Source organism: Rhizobium sp. P2_G9 (genome assembly GCF_056403475.1).
Window position 1 is genome coordinate 17,788 of record NZ_JBFUFK010000030.1, and the last position, 15,392, is coordinate 33,179.

At 61.2% G+C, this 15,392-nt stretch carries 17 protein-coding genes; 12 read left to right on the plus strand and 5 right to left on the minus strand.

Going from position 1 to position 15,392, the window contains the following annotated elements; all coding sequences use genetic code 11:
• Positions 1 to 427 precede the first annotated feature (427 nt).
• Both AC1DYF_RS23340 and AC1DYF_RS23345 read left to right on the plus strand, forming a co-directional pair.
• Positions 428 to 1,462, plus strand: coding sequence for a flagellar motor protein MotA (locus AC1DYF_RS23340; protein WP_477879157.1), 1,035 nt, complete (start codon positions 428 to 430; stop codon positions 1,460 to 1,462).
• Entirely contained in the window at positions 1,463 to 2,485 is a 1,023-nt protein-coding gene (locus tag AC1DYF_RS23345) for a peptidoglycan -binding protein (RefSeq protein ID WP_477879158.1), read from the plus strand.
• A gap of 39 nt (positions 2,486 to 2,524) precedes the next feature.
• On the opposite strand, the gene AC1DYF_RS23350 is transcribed toward AC1DYF_RS23345, so the two are convergent.
• Positions 2,525 to 2,680, minus strand: coding sequence for a hypothetical protein (locus tag AC1DYF_RS23350; RefSeq protein WP_477879159.1), 156 nt, complete (start codon positions 2,678 to 2,680; stop codon positions 2,525 to 2,527).
• A 199-nt stretch (positions 2,681 to 2,879) separates the two neighbouring features.
• Between AC1DYF_RS23350 and AC1DYF_RS23355 the strand changes: the two genes are divergently transcribed.
• The 6 genes from AC1DYF_RS23355 (at position 2,880) to AC1DYF_RS23380 (ending at position 7,494) form a co-directional block, all read left to right on the plus strand.
• Complete coding sequence (locus tag AC1DYF_RS23355; RefSeq protein ID WP_477879160.1) at positions 2,880 to 4,214, plus strand: MFS transporter; 1,335 nt, start codon at positions 2,880 to 2,882, stop codon at positions 4,212 to 4,214.
• Positions 4,211 to 4,402, plus strand: coding sequence for a DUF1192 domain-containing protein (locus AC1DYF_RS23360; RefSeq protein WP_477879161.1), 192 nt, complete (start codon positions 4,211 to 4,213; stop codon positions 4,400 to 4,402). The genes AC1DYF_RS23355 and AC1DYF_RS23360 overlap by 4 nt, the downstream gene beginning before the upstream one ends.
• A gap of 4 nt (positions 4,403 to 4,406) precedes the next feature.
• Positions 4,407 to 5,099 carry a DUF1345 domain-containing protein gene (locus AC1DYF_RS23365; RefSeq protein WP_477879162.1) on the plus strand — a complete coding sequence of 231 codons (693 nt, stop codon included), beginning with the start codon at positions 4,407 to 4,409 and terminating at the stop codon, positions 5,097 to 5,099.
• Positions 5,100 to 5,203: 104 nt separating this feature from the next.
• Complete coding sequence (locus AC1DYF_RS23370) at positions 5,204 to 5,788, plus strand: 5-formyltetrahydrofolate cyclo-ligase (RefSeq protein WP_477879163.1); 585 nt, start codon at positions 5,204 to 5,206, stop codon at positions 5,786 to 5,788.
• A complete protein-coding gene (locus AC1DYF_RS23375) occupies positions 5,788 to 6,612 on the plus strand; it encodes a TIGR00282 family metallophosphoesterase (RefSeq protein WP_477879164.1) in 825 nt (274 codons plus the stop codon). The genes AC1DYF_RS23370 and AC1DYF_RS23375 overlap by 1 nt, the downstream gene beginning before the upstream one ends.
• A gap of 135 nt (positions 6,613 to 6,747) precedes the next feature.
• The gene (locus tag AC1DYF_RS23380) at positions 6,748 to 7,494 is read left to right on the plus strand and encodes a YebC/PmpR family DNA-binding transcriptional regulator (protein WP_477879165.1); all 747 of its coding nucleotides are present in this window, start codon (positions 6,748 to 6,750) and stop codon (positions 7,492 to 7,494) included.
• Positions 7,495 to 7,540: 46 nt separating this feature from the next.
• Here AC1DYF_RS23380 and AC1DYF_RS23385 read toward each other — a convergent pair whose 3' ends face one another.
• Both AC1DYF_RS23385 and AC1DYF_RS23390 read right to left on the minus strand, forming a co-directional pair.
• A complete protein-coding gene (locus AC1DYF_RS23385; protein ID WP_477879166.1) occupies positions 7,541 to 8,344 on the minus strand; it encodes an anti-sigma factor family protein in 804 nt (267 codons plus the stop codon).
• Positions 8,341 to 9,072: a sigma-70 family RNA polymerase sigma factor gene (locus AC1DYF_RS23390; protein ID WP_477879167.1), complete on the minus strand. Its 732-nt coding sequence runs from the start codon at positions 9,070 to 9,072 to the stop codon at positions 8,341 to 8,343. Before AC1DYF_RS23390 ends, AC1DYF_RS23385 begins: the two co-directional genes overlap by 4 nt.
• 255 nt (positions 9,073 to 9,327) lie before the next feature.
• On the opposite strand from AC1DYF_RS23390, the gene AC1DYF_RS23395 reads away from it, so the two are divergent.
• The 3 genes from AC1DYF_RS23395 to AC1DYF_RS23405 all read left to right on the plus strand — a co-directional run bounded on the left by AC1DYF_RS23395 (position 9,328) and on the right by AC1DYF_RS23405 (position 11,278).
• The gene (locus tag AC1DYF_RS23395; RefSeq protein ID WP_477879168.1) at positions 9,328 to 10,302 is read left to right on the plus strand and encodes an MBL fold metallo-hydrolase; all 975 of its coding nucleotides are present in this window, start codon (positions 9,328 to 9,330) and stop codon (positions 10,300 to 10,302) included.
• 30 nt (positions 10,303 to 10,332) lie between these two features.
• Entirely contained in the window at positions 10,333 to 10,782 is a 450-nt protein-coding gene (locus AC1DYF_RS23400; RefSeq protein ID WP_477879169.1) for a tetratricopeptide repeat protein, read from the plus strand.
• Between the two features lie 79 nt (positions 10,783 to 10,861).
• Positions 10,862 to 11,278: a DoxX family protein gene (locus AC1DYF_RS23405; protein WP_477879170.1), complete on the plus strand. Its 417-nt coding sequence runs from the start codon at positions 10,862 to 10,864 to the stop codon at positions 11,276 to 11,278.
• On the opposite strand, the gene AC1DYF_RS23410 is transcribed toward AC1DYF_RS23405, so the two are convergent.
• Both AC1DYF_RS23410 and AC1DYF_RS23415 read right to left on the minus strand, forming a co-directional pair.
• Positions 11,262 to 12,260, minus strand: coding sequence for an LLM class flavin-dependent oxidoreductase (locus AC1DYF_RS23410; protein ID WP_477879171.1), 999 nt, complete (start codon positions 12,258 to 12,260; stop codon positions 11,262 to 11,264). The two genes, AC1DYF_RS23405 and AC1DYF_RS23410, sit on opposite strands and share 17 nt — an antisense overlap.
• 71 nt (positions 12,261 to 12,331) lie before the next feature.
• Positions 12,332 to 14,623, minus strand: a complete 2,292-nt coding sequence (locus AC1DYF_RS23415; RefSeq protein WP_477879172.1) for a methyl-accepting chemotaxis protein — start codon at positions 14,621 to 14,623, stop codon at positions 12,332 to 12,334.
• Positions 14,624 to 14,867: 244 nt separating this feature from the next.
• Here AC1DYF_RS23415 and ruvC point away from each other — a divergent pair, with 244 nt between their 5' ends.
• Positions 14,868 to 15,380 carry a crossover junction endodeoxyribonuclease RuvC gene (gene ruvC, locus AC1DYF_RS23420; RefSeq protein WP_477879173.1) on the plus strand — a complete coding sequence of 171 codons (513 nt, stop codon included), beginning with the start codon at positions 14,868 to 14,870 and terminating at the stop codon, positions 15,378 to 15,380.
• Positions 15,381 to 15,392: the final 12 nt, after the last annotated feature.

A 15,392-nucleotide genomic window follows, 5' to 3' on the forward strand; every position in this document is an offset into this window, starting at 1 on the left:
GATGTCACGCAACTTGAATCTTAAGGAACGGTTAATCTCCACAGTTTGCTTTAAATACTCGTAAAAACCACCTGTTACAAGGGATTTGACGCCAGGCGCCGCGGGCGAGAGACAAAGCACAAAAAAAGAGCCGCAAGAAGCGGCTCTCAAGGTAAAACAGGGAGAAAAATCAGACCCAATCCGAGAGGAAATTGCCTGAGTCCAGAAGCTCTGGATAACCACAGTAATAACGCAGAAAGGTTAATAAACCTTTAATCCAATGGATAAATGTCAATTGACGCGGGCAATTTCAGGACGCAGGCGAYGGTATCGAGGCCAAGGAGTGCAGGCCTTGGCTTATGACGACGGAGGCGCAAGGATAGGCCCTTCAATTCGGCGCAATCTTCATCTAGTTTTATGGCACAAATTTTGGGGATAGTAGAATCGCATGGCGGCACCAGGCTTTTTCGATCGGGACGACAGTGACGCCCAGGCCGCGGTTTATGGCCGCAAACTTTCCAGTCCGATGTCCGTTCTCTGGACGATGGTGATCTTCCTCATCCTCGTCGGGTTTGTCGCCGCCATTCTCTTCCGGCAGGCGCACAACGCCTTCGTCGCCAATCCGGGCCTCAACGGATTGATTATCGGCGTGGAGTTGATCGGCATCCTGCTTTCCTTCAATCATGTGATTGCGCTCCGGCCAGAAGTGCGCTGGTTCAATTCCTTCCGCGCCGCCGGCAGTGCCGAGAAGGTCGGCCGGGACCCTGTCATGCTGGCACCGATGCGGGCGCTGATTGCGTCGAGCAGCACCGGCGCGATCTCCACGGCGACGTTGCGCTCCATCCTCGATTCGATCGCCTCGCGCCTCGACGAGACGCGCGACACCAGCCGCTATCTCACCGGCCTGCTCGTTTTCCTCGGCCTGCTCGGCACCTTCTGGGGTTTGCTCGGCACGATCGGCTCGATCAACACCGTCATCCAGAACCTTGATCCAGGCAGCGGCGAGACCGGCGATATCCTCAATACGTTGAAGGAAAATCTTTCGGCGCCGCTGACCGGCATGGGCACGGCCTTTTCGGCCTCGCTCTTCGGTCTCTCGGGATCGCTGATCCTCGGCTTCCTTGACCTGCAGGCCGGCCGGGCACAGAACCGCTTCTATAACGAGCTGGAAAACTGGCTGTCGTCGGTGACCGACATTTCCGGCGATTTCGCCGTGGCGCCGGTGATCGAGGGCAATGCGGCGTCTTCGTCAGAGGACCTCAAGGCACTGTCGGAACATCTGGTGAAGATCACCCAGGAAGGCGGCAACACGCAACGCTCGACCGCCGCCATGGCCAATCTCGCTGAAGGCATCCAGGGCCTGGTGCGCAACATGCGCACCGAGCAGCAGATGCTGCGCGACTGGATCGAGGCGCAGCAGGAAGAATCGAAACTCCTGCGCCGCACACTCGACAAGCTCAGCGACAAGATCGAGGGCAAGTAAATGGCCCTGCGCCGCAGAGAGCGAAGCGTCGACTACTGGCCGGGCTTCGTCGACGCGCTGTCGACGCTGCTGATGGCGATCATGTTCCTGCTCACGGTCTTCGTGCTCGGCCAGTTCGTCATGAGCCGGGAGATGTCCGGCAAGGACCAGGTGCTCGACCGGCTCAACAACCAGATCAACTCGCTGACGCAGCTGCTGGCGCTGGAAAAAAGCGGCAAGCAGGATATGGAAGACACGTTTGCCAACCTGCAGGCGCAACTCGCCAGCGCCGAGGCCGACAAGACCCGGCTGCAGAAAATGCTCGATCAGGGCACCGGCACGAACGAGACCGACAAGGCGAAGATCGGCGACCTGACCGGCCAGCTCGGCCAGCAGAAGGAAGTCAGCGAGCGGGCGCTCAATCAGGTCGAACTCCTCAACCAGCAGATCGCCGCGTTGCGTGCCCAGATCGCCGCCGTCGAAGGGGCGCTGCAGGTCTCGGAAGGCAAGGACAAGTCGTCGCAGGCGCAGATCGCCGATCTCGGCCGACGGCTCAACGTGGCTCTGGCGCAGCGGGTGCAGGAGCTCAACCGCTATCGCTCCGACTTCTTCGGCCGGCTGCGCGAAATCCTCTCCGACCGCGAGAATATCCGCATTGTCGGCGACCGCTTCGTCTTCCAGTCGGAAGTGCTGTTCCCCTCCGGCAGTTCGGACCTGAACGATGCGGGCACGACGGAAATGGCCAAGCTGGCGACCGCACTGATCGAGCTTGCCAAGGAAATCCCGCCCGAGATCAACTGGGTGCTGCGCGTCGACGGACATACCGATAACGTGCCGCTGTCCGGCAATGGACGTTACAGGGACAATTGGGAGCTTTCCTCGGCGCGTGCGATTTCGGTGGTGAAATACCTGATTTCGCAAGGCGTGCCGGCGGACAGGCTGGTGGCGGCCGGTTTCGGCGAGTTCCAGCCGATCGCACCGGGGGATTCGCCGGATGCGCGGAATCAGAATCGGCGTATTGAATTGAAATTGACGGAGAAGTGAGGGGAGGGGAGGGGCGAACGGGAAACCTACGAGTTTCACCTACTGCCGTATCGCTGCCGTCACCACGATCACCACCGCCATCACGATCGCGATCTTCCAGAAATCCCGTCTCCGCCGCAAGCCCGGAACGTCGAACGGCTTGATCAGATGCAGCACCATTAGAATGATTGCGAGCAGCGGAACGATTTTCGCCAAATCTGATCTTCCTTAAGTCTTCCGCCATATAATCGGCATGATTATTCAATTGGTTGCCGCTACCGCCGGTGGGGGCTGCGCGGGGTTCGGAAATACGCGAATCGGGTCTCCCGCCAAGTCTGTAACATGGTTTTACAAGCCATCCGGCTGTGCGATAGTGCATTATCCAGCCGCGCCCATCCACGCAAAGAGACTGTTGATGAGACAAAACCTGATTTCCGTCCTGGCACTGCTCACCGGAACCTTGTTTGTGTTTCTCGGCAACGGCCTGCACAGCCTGCTGCTGCCGATGCGCGGCACCGCGGAAGGCTATTCGGAGACGGTGCTCGGTTTCTTCGGTACGTCCTGGGCGGCAGGTTTCGTGCTCGGCTGCATCTTTGCCCGACGGTTGGTCAAGCGCATGGGGCACGTGCGGGCGTTTTCCGGCTTCATCTCGCTCTGTGCCATCACCGCGCTCTTGACCGGTATTTTCGTTCATCCGACCTTCTGGTTGCTGTCGCGCGCCGCCACCGGCTTTTCGGCGGCAGCGGTGGCGATGATCATCGAGAGCTGGCTCAATGAGCGCGCTTCGAATGAGAGCCGCGGGATGATCTTCTCGCTCTATATGTCGATCACGCTGATCGGCATCGTCTGCGGCCAAATGGCGGTGGCCTTCGTCGATTACCATACGCCGATCCTGTTCATGATGACCGGCATCGCCTACTGCATCGCCATGCTGCCGACGCTGATTTCGACGGCGCAGGCGCCGAAGCCACTCAATGAAATCAGCCTCGACCTTACTGCGCTCTACAAGAATTCGCCGGTCTCCTTCGTCGGCATCCTGCTGGTCGGCATTGCCAATGGCGCCTGGGGCACGCTCGGCGCGGTGTTCGGCGCCAAGGCCGGGCTGTCGCCGAGCGATATCGCGCTAATGATGACGATCACGATTTTCGCCGGTGCGGCGATGCAGCTTCCGGCAGGCCGCATGTCGGACCGCATGGACCGGCGCTATGTGCTCGCCATTCTTGCCGGCATCGCCTTTCTCGCCGGCATACAGATGTTCCTGCTCGAGCCGATCAACAACATCACCGTGCTGATCCTGGTCGGGGTCTATGGCGCGACGGCCAACTCGCTCTATCCGATCGCGGTGGCGCATGCCAATGACTTCGCCAAGCCGTCGCAATTCCTCAACGTCTCCGGCGGACTGCTGCTTCTCTACGGCATCGGTACGGTGATCGGGCCGTCGCTCGGCGGGCCGATCATGCAGACATTCGGGCCCTATGCGCTGTTCGGCGTCACCTCGACGGCGCATATCCTCATCACCGTGCATGCGATCATCCGTTCGCGGCTGCGTGCGCCGATCCCGGTCGGCGAGCGCGACAGCTATTCCAGCGTCTCCTCCGGCACGACCACGACGCCGGAAAGCCTGGCGCTCAGCCCGCGCTCACAGGCTGCCCAACCCTTGCAGCCGGCCCAGGATACGACTAACGTCACGCCCGAGGAGACGAGTGCTGCGCCACTCGCCGAAAAGGATGCAGGGACGGCCGCAGCATGAGCATGTTCGATGACGATCGACCGGTGAAAAAGGTGAGCCACGAGATCGGCGCCGATCTGTCGGCGATCTCGGTGGACGAGCTCAAGGCGCGTATCGCGCTGTTGAAAGAAGAGATCGGCCGCATCGAGGCCGAGGTCGCATCGAAATCGTCGAGCCGCAGTTCGGCCGAGAGCCTGTTTCGAAAGTAAGGCGTTGAGCGACAGCGGAGTTTCCACGTGGGTTGGTGTGCGCCATGTCAAGGCGCGGCCGCGGCTGTTTATTTCGACGATCATCGGCATTTTGGTCTATTTCCTGGCGCCGCTGCCGCGTGAAACATCCACGCGACTGCTGATCTCCTGGAACATCGCCGCCACATGCTTCCTGGTGACGATCATTACCATGATGCTGCGCTCGAACGACGAGGACATGCAGCTGCGCGCGCAGCGCACCGATGAGGGTCGTTTCGCCGTGCTGTTCACATCGGTGATTGCCGCAGTCGCCAGCCTTGCCACAATCGTCGTCGAATTGTCGCGGATTAAGGATGCAAGCGGTCGTGACGCGACATTCTATATCGCACTTTCCGTGGTCACGATCCTGGTGTCTTGGTCTTTCATCCAGATCATTTTCACCGAGCACTATGCGCACGAATATTATATGAAGACCCATGAGGGGCGGCGCAAGCGCGACGAACAAGGCTCAGGTCTCGGCTTTCCCGACAAGGGCAAGCCGGATTACGTGGATTTTCTCTATTTCACCGTCACGATTGGTGTCGCCAACCAGACGGCCGACATCTCCATCCAATCGCGGCCAATGCGTATCCTGGTGCTGATGCATTCTATAATCTCGTATTTCTTCAATGCGACGATCCTGGCGCTGAGTATCAATATCGTGTCGAGTATTTTGTAGGTTGCGTCCGGGATGCCCCGGATGATTAAGCTCAAATCATCCACATTGCCCCGCCCAAAAATTCGGCCTAGATAACGCCGATGAACCACACCTCGAGTAAAATCATGGAATTCAAGGCATTGAAGGCGGATATGCGCAGGGCGCGGCTCGCCGCGCGTGACGCAATATCTGTCGACGACCGAATGACGAAAAGCCTCGTCATGGCCGATCTTGCCGCCAATGCCATCGCGATCGAACCTGGCGAGGTGGTGTCCGGCTTCTTCCCCATCCGTTCGGAGGCCGATATCCGGCCGCTGATGCATCGCCTGAAGGGTCGGGGGGCGCGGCTTTGCGTGCCGGCGATCATCGACAAGCAGACCATTGTCTTCCGCCAGGTCGAGGATGGCATTCCGCTGATCGAAACTGGCTTCGGCACATCCGGACCGGGGCCGCATGCCGCCGAACTCGATCCCGACGTGATGCTGGTACCGCTCTCGGCCTTCGACCGGCGCGGCCATCGCATCGGCTATGGCGCGGGTTATTATGACCGTGCTATCTGGCGCCTCCGCGACAAGGGCATGGCACCCCGGCTGATCGGCGTTGCCTTCGATTGCCAGGAAGTCGACGCCGTGCCGGAGGAGCCGCATGACGTGGCGCTCGATGCGGTGCTGACAGAAAGCGGCCTCAGGGCCTTTGGAAAGGAATACTGATGCGGCTTCTGTTTCTCGGTGACATGGTGGGTCGGACCGGCCGTCAGGCGGTGTTCGACCGGCTGCCGGGCCTGATCTCCGATTTCAAGCTCGATTTCGTCATCGTCAACGGCGAGAATGCCGCCGGCGGCTTCGGCGTTACCGAGGACATTTTCTCGGCGACAATCACGGCCGGTGCCGATGTGATGACCACCGGCAACCATGTCTGGGACCAGCGCGAAGCACTGGTCTTCGCCGACCGTTATAACAATTTCCTCCGGCCGGCCAATTTTCCCGCAGGCACGCCAGGCAAGGGCTCGGGGGTGTTCATGGCGAAAAACGGCGCGCGCGTGCTGGTCGCCAATATCATGGGCAGGGTGTTCATGAGCCCGGATCTCGACGACCCGTTCAAGTCGGCTGAGACCATCCTCGAAGCCTGTCCGCTCGGCGAGCAGGCGGATGCGATCATCTTCGATTTCCATGCCGAGGCGACCAGCGAGAAACAGTGTTTTGGCCATTTCGTCGACGGCCGCGCCAGCTTCGTCGTCGGCACGCATACGCATGTGCCGACCGCCGACCACCAGATCCTCAACGGCGGCACGGCCTATATGAGCGATGCCGGCATGTGCGGCGATTATGATTCCTCGCTCGGCATGGAGAAGGAGGAGCCGCTGCAGCGCTTCCTCACCAAGGTGCCGCGCGGCCGTTTCGAGGCGGCGAGCGGCCCGGCAACGATCTGCGGCGTCGGCGTCGAGATTTCCGACAGCACGGGACTGGCGGAGAATATCGCGCCGCTCCGGCTCGGGGCGCGGCTCAAGGAAACCGTGCCGGATTTCTGGAGCTGAACTGCGCCGGCAGCGCAGAAGGGGGTACTGCACGCGATTGCCCATAAGCCTGTCGCTTCCCCCTTGAATGCAGGCTTTTCAGGCAATATAAGGCCGCATTCAAAAACAGACGCCGAAAAACACTGCAGGGATGTCATGGCCGGTCATTCACAATTCAAGAACATCATGCACCGCAAGGGAAAGCAGGATTCGATCCGTTCGAAAATGTTTTCCAAGCTGGCGCGCGAAATCACTGTTGCCGCCAAGGCGGGCCTGCCTGATCCGTCGATGAATTCGGCGCTTCGCCTGGCGATCCAGAACGCCAAGGCGCAGTCGATGCCGAAGGACAATATCGACCGCGCCATCAAGAAGGCTTCGGGCGCCGATGCCGAAAACTACGATCAGGTCCGCTACGAGGGCTATGGCCCGGGCGGCATCGCCATCATCGTCGAAGCGCTGACCGACAATCGCAACCGCACGGCTTCCAACGTCCGCTCGATCTTTACCAAGGCCGGCGGGGCGCTCGGCGAAACCGGCTCTGTGTCCTTCTCCTTCGACCATGTCGGCGAAATCCAGTATCCGCTGTCGGCCGGCAATGCCGACAAGGTGATGGAAGCGGCGATCGAAGCCGGCGCCGACGATGTGCAGACCGACGACGACGGCCACTGGATCTATTGCGCTTTCGAATCGATGGGTGAGGTCTCCAAGGCGCTGGAAGGCATGCTTGGCGAAGCCTCGACCGTGAAGGCGATCTGGCGGGCGCAGAACAATGTGCCTGTTGATGAAGAGCGGGCGGAATCTATGTTGAAGATGACGGATTCGCTCGAAGACGACGACGATGTGCAGAACGTCTACACCAATATGGACATTTCCGAAGAGATCATGGCCAAGCTGTCGGCCTGATCACGTTGGCCGGAATCTGAAAAATGCCGGCTTCGCGTCGGCATTTTTATTTGGTGGAGACTGGCATCTTCACGTCCGGCGCACTCGTAGCGGCCACGAATTTTTCGTGGAAACTTTCGAGCTCGCTGGCCTCCGTGTCCGAGATGGCCCAGAAAGCGAGGCCGCCTTCCGACCATTCGCGAATGTTATAGCTCTCGTGGCTCGTCGCCTTGCCGCGCTCCGTCGCACCCGGCCAGATGAACAGGTTGATGATATGGCCGCCGCGGCGATAGACCAGCGCCGCCACGACCTTGCCGTCGAGATAATCGACGCGGCCGCCGACCAGCGGGAAGCCGACGGTCTTGAGGTCGACAACCGGTGGCGAGAAGTCGATCTTGCCGGCGAACCAGGGTTTGACCGTGTGACGGTCCGAGGTCATGACATCGGCGAGGTGATCGGCGAGCAGCGAGCGGACGTGGTTGGCGACGATCTGATCCTGCAGGGCGATCTGCGTGTTCGGCACGTTGAAGAACAGGAACAAGCTCGCAGCCAGGGCTGCCATCGACGGCACCAGCGACCATTGGCCGGCGAGCCTGGTGATGCGCTGCCAGGTGCTTTCCGCAGGCCGAGCGGAGCGGGTCTCCCGGTTGAGGGCGGCGATGACTTGGCGGCGCACCTCTTCCGGCGCCCGCCATTTGACATCCGGCTTGGCGAGCAAGGCGCGCATCGCCTCGACGCGTTGCAGTTCGATTCGACAGCCGGCGCAAGTGGCAAGATGGGCCTCGAATTCGGCCACGTGGATCGAGTCGAGCTCGCCATCGACATAGCCGTGCAGCATGGCATTCCAGTTGGAATGATCCTCGGTGCTCATCGGCCGGCCTCGCCAGCCTGATGGGCGCGCCAGGCTTCGCCGAATTCGGCGCGGGCGCGGGCCAGTCGCGACATGACGGTGCCGACGGGAATGTCGAGCACTTCGGAAATCTCGCGATAGGAGAAATCCTCGAGTTCCCGCAGTACCAGCACTTCACGCATCGGCTCCGACAGGCCGGCGATCACTGCCCGCACGCGTGCCGACTCGCTCTGGCGCATGGTCGAGACTTCCGGCGTGTCGGCGTCGGAGGCGATGCGATGCACGGGATGTTCCGCATCGTCGTCGCTGTCTGGCGTTATCGAGATCTCGTAGCGCGCCTTGTAGCGGCCTTCGTTCTGCCAGGCGCGATGGCAATTGCGGATGATCGCGAACACCCAGGCGCGGGAATCGCCACCGCGAAAGCCATCGAAGGCGCGATAGGCGCGCAGGAACGCATCCTGGACGATGTCGCCGGCCGCATCCGGATCACGGCTGAGATAGCGGGCGAAATTATAGGCGGAGTCGAGATGCGGCACGATGGTCGACTGGAAGCGCTGCAAAGTCTCGCGTGACATGGCAGGCGCCGCGGCTTCTGCCGGACGGACCATGGCGCTGATCAGCGCCCAGGCTTGCATCGTCTTTCGGCGTGTGAGGTCGAGCAGCATCTCCGCCAATGTCCACGCATGCGTTGGGACGAGCGGCGCGGGGCGAGGGGAGAACAGAAATGGAGAGGCGGCCAGGGCTGTCATGATCTTCTTCGATTGGACTGCATTCGACCACTAGATCGTCTGGAGAGGGAGTTTATTCCCGGCGAAATCAATTTTTTCAAATTTATTTTGAGGCCAAGAATTCGAAAATCGAGTGTAGAAGAAATAACCACGTCTTTTCAATCTGTTGTAATTTTTCTTCGCGCCGTCGGGAATATTCGGACCCAGTCTTCGATCTTGTTCGTCAGTGGCCGCACTGAGGCAATTCCGGTGCCCACCCAAAGAGGAGATGCGAATATGCTCGATATGTCACGCCGCACATTTCTCGGCGCTGCTGCTGCCGGCGCCGCCTTCGGTCTTGCCGGCCAGCTGGAATTCATTCCGCCCGCTTATGCTGCCTCGTCGCTGGAGCCGGCGGTCGGCCACTACAAATACAAGGTCGGTTCGATCGAAGTGACTGCCATCTATGACGGCATCTGGCGCAAGCCGCATGACCCGATGTTCATCAAGAATGCCTCGGTCGACGACACCAAGCAGGCGCTTGCCGCCGCCGGCCTGACCACCGACTTCATGCCGATCCCGCTCACCGTCGTGGTGATCAACATGAACGGCAAGCTGATCATGATGGATGCCGGCTCCGGCGTCGGCCAGTGGCAGGCAAACGCCACGCATCTGCCCGCCAACATGAAGGCCGCCGGCATCGACTATACCAAGATCGACACGGTGATGATCTCGCATTTCCACCCGGACCATGTCTGGGGCCTGATGGAAAAGGGCACCAACGATCCGGTCTTCACCAATGCCGAACTGATCGTCAACGCCAAGGAATACAAGTGGTGGACCGATCCGGGTCGTGTCGCCAAGCTCGCCGAAGGCCGCAAGCCGGCCGGCAAGCGTATCGCCTCGGTGTTCCCGAAATGGAAGAACTGGCGGCTGGTCGACGACGGCACCGAAGTGGCGCCGGGCATCCGCATCATCGAGGCGCCTGGTCATACGCCCGGCCATTCGGTCTATCTGTTCGATGGCGGCAGCGAACAGCTGATGGTCTCGGCCGACATCATGTATGTGCCGGCGCTGCTGGCCCCGCATCCGGAATGGCAAGGCGTCTATGACCAGGACGGCCAGACGGCGATCGCCACCCGCCGCAAGCTGGTCGACCGCGTCATCGCCGACAATATCCGCATCTGCGGCTCGCACTTTCCGTTCCCGGGTTCGGGCACGTTTGCCAAGGATGGCAATGCCTACACGTTCACCCCCACGGTTCAGGCCTGATGTCAGGCGAGCTATTCGAAAGACAACATCATGATCAGACACATCCTCTGGGCTGCCTCGCTGGCCATGGCCCTTTCTACCGCCATCCCTGCTTTTGCCGTCGACAACATGGACGCCAGCACGCCGGTCGACCTCACCTCGGTGCGCGCCAAGATCGCGGCCAAGGATTACAAGGGCGCTCTCGCAGAATTGCGCGACCTGGCCGAAGACAACCAGCAAGCCGACGTCTATAATCTGCTCGGCTTCACGCTCAGGAAGACCGGCGATTTCAAGACCTCGCTGACCTACTATACCAAGGCGCTGGAGCTCGAGCCGGACCACAAGGGCGCGCATGAATATCTGGGCGAGCTTTATGTCGAGACCGGCAACATGCCCAAGGCCCAGGAGCAGCTTGCGGCGCTGAGCAAGCTGTGCCCGAATGGCTGCGAAGAGCTTGACGACCTGAAGGCGGCGATCGCCGGCAAACCGGATGCCGACTAGGACCGTCATTGACGACTATCTTGCGAGCAGGCGGTCAGCGCCTGTTCGTGCCCTGCCCGTGGTCTCAGGAGATGACACGATGACCGGATTAAAGGACATAGCGCTGTTGGTCGGCCGGCTGCTGTTGGCGCTGATCTTCGTCCACGAGGGTTATACGCTCGTCACCCATTTCGCCGGCGGCGCAGACTACATGGCCAAGCAGGGCATATCGCTGCCGCTGTTCGTGATGGTGATCGCGCTGCAGTTGGGCGCGGGCCTGGCGCTGGTGGTCGGGCTGCTGACCCGGCTTGGCGCGCTTGGCCTCGGCCTCTTCTGTGTCGGCACCGCCTTCATGTTCCATACCAATTTGGCCGACCAGAACGAACTGCTGCATTTCGAGAAGGATCTCGGCATTGCCGGCGGCATGTTCACCCTGATGGCTGCCGGAGCAGGGGCGATCTCGCTCGATCACTTCATCGAGCCCTGGCTCGCCGGCCTGTTCAAGCGGCAGGCTTGAAGCTCTTCAGCCTGGCAAAATATTCCAGTGAGCGCAGCCGGGCATCGAAATCATGAATGGGCGTCGAGATGATCAACTCGTCCGCCCGGGTGTCGGCCAGGAATGACTCCAGCCTGGCCGACGCCTTGTCCGGTGAGCCCACCACCGCATAGCGCAACGAATGTTCGACACCGATCTGTTCCTGCGGGCTCCAGAATTCATCCATGTTGCGGATCGGTTTGGGGAATTGGCCGCGGACATTGCGGCGCAGGTTGACGAATTGCTGCTGCGACGAGGTAAAATAGTAAGCCGCTTCCTCATCCGTCTCAGCGATCACGCCCATGATGCCGACCATGGCATAAGGCTTGTCGAGCTGGGCCGAAGGCTGGAAGCGCTCGCGGTAGATTTCCAGTGCGCCGAACAGGTCGTCTGGGGCGAAATGCGAGGCGAAGGCATAGGGCAGGCCGAGCATGCCAGCGAGATGGGCGCTGTAATGACTGGAGCCGAGAATCCAGAGCGGCACGCCGGTGCCGTAGCCGGGCACGGCGAGAATCTGGGTTTCCGGCGTCACCGGACCGAAATATTGCTGCAGTTCCAGTACGTCATTGGGATAGCTGTGGGCGCCGGCTTCGAGGTCGCGGCGCAGTGCGCGGGCGGTGCGCATGTCGGTACCCGGCGCCCGACCGAGGCCGAGATCGACGCGGCCGGGGAAGAGCGAAGCCAGCGTGCCGAACTGTTCGGCGATCACCAGCGGCGAATGATTGGGCAGCATGACGCCGCCGGAGCCGACACGAATCTTCTTCGTCGCAGCACCGACATGGCCGATCAGGATCGCGGTCGCCGCACTCGCCACCGCCGGCATGCCGTGGTGTTCGGCGAGCCAATAGCGGCTATAGCCGAGCTCCTCGGCTTTTTGGGCCATCCTGCGGGTGTTTTCGAAGGATTCGGGGATCGTGCTGTCTTCCGCGACGGTCGACAGGTCAAGGATGGAAAACGGAATCATGAGAAGTCCCTAACGCAATTTTGTTGCATTTAGGGACTCGATGGTAGGCGATCAAGCAAGCGGCGGCAAAATCAGCCGGCGCGGCGCCATTCGGTCTGCACTTGGTCAGCCAGGCGGAACTCGCCGAGGCGGTTGTCCATTTCCGCCGCTTCCTGCGCCAGCTGGTGGATCGCGGCAGTGGTTTCCTCGACCATGACGGCGTTCTGCTGTGTCATTGCTTCGATCTGGGTGACTGATTGGTTGATGTCGCGCAGCGTCTCGGATTCCTCGCGCGTCGCCGTCATCATCGCTTCGATGCGGCTGCCGATCGATCGGACATGGTCGCCGATGGCGGTGAGCGAGCTGCCGGCCTTTTCGACCAGCGACACGCCGGCCTCGACTTCCGCTGTCGACTTGTTGAGCAGCTCGGAAATCTCCTTGGCGGCCTTGGCCGAGCGCTGGGCCAGTTCGCGGACTTCCTGGGCGACGACGGCGAAACCCTTGCCAGATTCGCCGGCGCGGGCGGCCTCGACGCCTGCATTGAGCGCCAACAGGTTGGTCTGGAAGGCGATTTCGTCGATGACGCCGATAATGGTGTTGATCTGCTGCGACGAGTTCTGGATTGCTTCCATTGCCTTGATCGTCTCGCCCATGACTTTTGCTGAGGATTCCGTGCCGGCCATAGCGTCGCGGGCGATGCGGGTGGCGTCTTCGGCACGGCCCATCTGCGTCTTGACGCTCTGGGTCATTGCATCGATGGCGCTGGCCGTTTCGCTGACCGAAGCTGTCTGCCGCTCGGTGCGGGCGGCAAGCTGGTCGGCGCTGACCCGCATTTCGTCGGAGCCGGAGCGCATGGCGTTGGAATTGCCGCCGATCGCCGTCAGCGCTTCTGCGAGGCGGGCGGCGGATTCGTTGAAGTCGACCCTCAGGCTTTCCAGTTCCTGCGGGAAGGCTTCGGTGATCTGATAGGCGAGATTGCCGCCGGCCATTTCGTTGAGGCCCTGGCCAAGGGCGGTGACAACGCGCTCCTGGCGTTTTGCCTGTGCCTGCTGCTCCGCCAGCCGTCGGCCGGCGGCCTCTTCTTCCGCCCGTTCGGCGGCACGGGCCTGGGCTTCGAGCGAGCGCTGGGCGACGAGCGAGTCGCGGAAGCGGATCAGGGCGCGAGACATGGTGCCGATCTCGTCCTTGCGCGCTTCGCCGGTGATCGGTGCTTCCAGATTGCCGTTGGCGACCGTCTCTGTCGCGGCTGCCAGCCGGCCGAGCGGCGCGAACATGTGCTTCAGCGCCAGCCAGGCCGCGAACGATGTTGCCACCAGCACGACGACGCCGAACACGGTGAGCCAGGTGGCGATCTGCAGCGAGCCGGCATTGAGATCGCGATCGAGCACGCTCTCGGACAGGAGATACGTGTCGCTGCCGTCGGTGACCGGCAGGCTGAAGCTGTGTGCCGGGCCGTCGGCGCGCGCAAAGCTCGCGGTGGTCATGCCAGAATGGACTAAGGCGGCATTGCCATAGTCATAGGCAGCGACATCCGGAATGGTGAGATGCTTATCGATGACGCCGATCACCGTGCCGTCCTTGGTGATGATATTGGCCTGTTCGGCGCTGCCTTCCGGGATCGCCATGGTCAGCAGGCCGCTCAGGACCTCGTCGCGAACCTTGAACAGCATGATGCCGCGCAAAACGCCGAGTTCGGTCAGCGGCACGCCGACATACACGTCCGAGGTCACGCTGCCGCGGTCCATGGTGAGGCCCGAGAACGATGCTGGAATGTCGTCGTTCTGCGCATTCTTGACGCTGGCGCTGACGAGCGCGAACACCTTGCCGAGTCCGGTGGGCGCCCAGGCGGCATCGTTGGCGTTTTCGGCGAAGGTCTTGCCTTTGCGGTAGGAGTAGAAAATGTTGCCCTTGGCGTCGGTCATCAGGAGGTCGCTGAACGGACTGGTCGACAGCAGCTTGCCGGCTTCGGGCTGCAGCGCCTCATGGGCGGAGTAATAATAGCCGCCCGGGCCCTGCGGCTTGTTGAGCAGTTCCGGCTTGTCCTTGTTGGGATTGTCGGTGACGAAATATTTCTGCAATTGGGCCTTGGCGTCGCCCGGCTTCTTGTCGAGGCTCTTCCAGCCGCCCTTGAGGTTGACCATGGATTGCTGCAGGGCCTCGATCTTGGCGAGTGAGGCAGCCTGTTCGCGCACCTGGTGCAATTGGCTGAGCAGATTGCTGCCGCGGAATTCGAGGATGCTGTTCATCGACGCCGATGTCTGGCCCATGAAGATGCCGCTCGAACCGAAATAACCGAGGATCGACAGGCCGATGACGGACAGTGCGGTGAAGACGAGAAACAGGGCGACGGCTTTGGCCTGAAGCGAATGCAGCATTTTCGGCATCGAATTCTCCAACGAACGGGGATTCGCCTCAGGTTAAGAAGGCTACACGCTCCGGCGCGAAGAGATGCCGCCGGGAAGTGCCTGTCAGGGCGTTCCGAATGGTCTAACTTTCAACAGTGAACGGTTAAATGCGCGTAAAGAGGCCCGGAATTGCCTGATTTTTGTCACAAATCGGCACGGTTTTGGACCAAAGGCGGCGTCCGGCCGATTGGCGTTGTGCGCCACAAGCGACTATAGCTGAGCCATGGCTAGCTTGATTCGCATTATCGGCATCGATCCCGGTCTTCGCCGCACCGGCTGGGGCATTATCGAAACGCTCGGCAATTCGTTGCGCTTCGTCGCTTCCGGCACAGTGACGTCGGACGAGAAGGCCGATCTGGCCTCGCGGCTCTGCCAATTGCATGACGGCCTCGCGGATGTCATCCACCTGCACAAGCCGGACGAAGCGGCGGTCGAGCAGACCTTCGTCAACAAGGATGCGACCGCGACGCTGAAGCTCGGCCAGGCGCGCGGCATTGCCATGCTGGTGCCGGCCCGCGCCGGCCTGCCGGTCGCCGAATATGCGCCGAACGCGGTCAAGAAGGCGGTGATCGGCGTCGGTCATGGCGAGAAGCAGCAGATCCACATGATGCTGAAAGTGCTGATGCCCAAGGCGACCTTCGTTGGCAATGACGCCGCCGACGCGCTGGCGATCGCCATCTGCCATGCGCACCATACAGGCGGCGCCAGCAGCCGGCTGAAGGCGCTCGGCGGCTGATTTGTTCTTGAC